The following is a 2,485-nucleotide window of genomic DNA, read 5'->3' on the forward strand; positions in this document are numbered from 1 at the left end:
GCCGCGACCTGGCCGAGGCGATCCGCGGGCACCGCCTGGTGACCGTGGTCGGCGCCGGCGGGGTGGGCAAGACCCGCCTGGCCCTGGCGGTGGCCGCGCAGGCCGCCGACGACTTCCCCGACGGGGTGTGGTTCGCCGACCTGGTCCCGCTCACCGAACCCGGGCGGGTGGGGGCGGCCGTGGCCGCCGCGGTCGGCGTGGGCGAACGCCCCGGCGGCGACCTCGACGACGCGGTGTCGCAGGCCCTGGCCGACCGCCGGGCCCTGCTGGTCCTGGACAACTGCGAGCACGTGCGCGACGGCGTCGCCCCGTTCCTGGAGCGGCTGCTCACCGCCTGCCCGCGGCTGCACGTGATGGTCACCAGCCGCGCCCGGCTCCTCGTGCCCTTCGAGCGCGCCTTCCCGCTCCCGCCGCTGTCGCTGGAGGGCGGCGAGGACTCCGAGGCGGCGGCCCTGTTCCTGGAGCGCGCCGCCGCGGTCGGACCGCCGCCGGGGACGTCGGTGGGCGAGGAGGTCGCGGCCGTCTGCGAACGGCTCGGCGGCATGGCCCTGGCCATCGAACTCGCGGCGGCCCGGTGGTCCACACTCGGACCGGACGGCCTCATGGCCGGGCTCGCCGACCAGTTGCGCGTGCTCACCGGCGGCTCCCGCGCCGACGACCGGCACCGGTCGGTGCGCGCGGTGCTGGACTGGAGCCACGGCCTGCTGGAGCCGGGGGACCGGGCCCTGCTGCGCCGCATCTCGGTGTTCGTGGAGCCGTTCACCCCCGAGGCGGCCATCGGCATCGCCGGGTTCGCCCCCCTGGACGGGGCCGCGGTGGTCGACGGGCTGGGCAGGCTCGCCGAGCAGAGCCTGCTCTCGGTCCTGCCCTCCGGGGCCGGGACCCGCTACCACGCACTGGAGACCATCCGCCAGTACGGGGCCGAACACCTCGCCGGGGCCGGCGAACAGGACGAGGTCCGCACCCGCCACCTGCACTGGTGCCTGGCCCGCGCCGCCGAACTGGAGGACGGCGGGGGACCCGCTTGGCGCACCCGGTTCGACGCCGTCGCCGAGGATCTGCGCGCAGCCCTCACCGGCGCCGCCGACCGGCCCGAACACCGCGCCGAGGCCCACCGGCTCGCCCTGTCCATGGGCGGCCTGGCCTTCACCCGCACCCTGCTCGGCGAGGCCCAGCAGCGGTACGTGCAGGCGGCCGGGCTCGCCGACCGGGGCCGCCCCGCCGCGGCCGCCCTGCGCAGCGCCGCCGCGGTGGCCGGGTGCCGGGGCCTGGACGGCGACGCCTACCGTCTGCACCGTTGGGCCGCCCTGGCCGCGGAGCGCGCCGGGGACGGCGCGGCGGCCGCACGGGACCTGCTCGGCTCGGCCGTGGTCGCCTACCGCTTCTCCACGTCGTTCGCGGACCTGCCCCCCGCCGAGGAGGTCGCGGAGGCGCTCGCGCGCGCCCGTGAACTGGCCGACGACTCCCCGGCCTGCCTGGCGGCGCTCGCCCTGGCCGAGGCCGCGGTGACCGCGGACGCCTTCGGGGCGCTCCAGGGCGACCCGGACAACCCCGCGCCGGAGACGGTGGCCGGCGCCCGGCACGCCGTCGACCTCGCCCGCAGGGCGGGGGATCCGGTGGCCGAGTCCGCCGCCCTGGACGCGCTCTCCGGAGCCCAGTGCTGGGCCGGGGACTCCTTCGCCTCCGCGGAGGCGGCCCGGCGCCGGATCGAGATCCTGGACCGCGTGCCGCCCTCGCCCGCCGCCACACACGAGCTGATGGACGCCCTGGCCATGGCCGCGGCGACCGCGATCGGCGTCGGCGACCTGCCCCGGGCCCGCCGGTGGGGCCGACGGATGGCCGACCACCCGCTGCTGTCCGAGGCGGGGCACCACGCCACCTCCTGGCTCCTGGTCGCGAACGCGTTCGCGGGCGAGGTCGAGGGGGTGCTCGCGGGTGCCGAGCGGTTCCGGGAGGCCTGGTGGCAGAGCGGCCGCCTGCGGTCGCGCTCCCTGGGCCCGGCCGCGGCGGCGGTGGCGATGGTCCACGGCCTGCGCGGCGACCCCGACGCCCGGGCCGACTGGCTGGAGGTCATCGACCGGGCGAAGCCCGGGGACGACCACCGCCTGGGCTACGGAGCGGTCTTCGACGCCCTGCTCCTGCTCCACCACGGGGACGCCGACAGCGCCCTGGAACGGGTCGCCCCCGAGCCGGAGCGGGTGTGGAAGTGGGTGTGCTGGGTGTGGCTGCACTGGTACGCGGCGCTGCGGGCGGAGGCGGCGGTGCTCGCCGGGCGCGCCGACGCCCGGGAGCTGGTCGACGCGGCCCGGGACACCGTCGCCGGGAACCCGGTGGCCACCGCCCAGGTGGAGCGGGCACGGGCGCTGCTGGACGGCGACGTACCGGGGGTGCTGGCCACCGCGGCGGCGTTCGAGGCGGCGGGCTGCCGCTACCAGGCGGCCCGCACCCTGGTGCTCGCCGGGGGCGGACACCGGGCGGCGGGCGA

1 protein-coding gene is annotated in these 2,485 nt (G+C 78.8%); it reads left to right on the plus strand.

The window, feature by feature from the left end; translation table 11 throughout:
• A partial coding sequence (locus tag QJS33_RS31170) for an AAA family ATPase (RefSeq protein ID WP_306371655.1) occupies positions 1-2,485 on the plus strand: 2,485 nt, incomplete at both ends.

It is taken from the genome of Nocardiopsis sp. CC223A (assembly GCF_030766825.1).
In the GTDB taxonomy this organism is placed as follows: domain Bacteria; phylum Actinomycetota; class Actinomycetes; order Streptosporangiales; family Streptosporangiaceae; genus Nocardiopsis.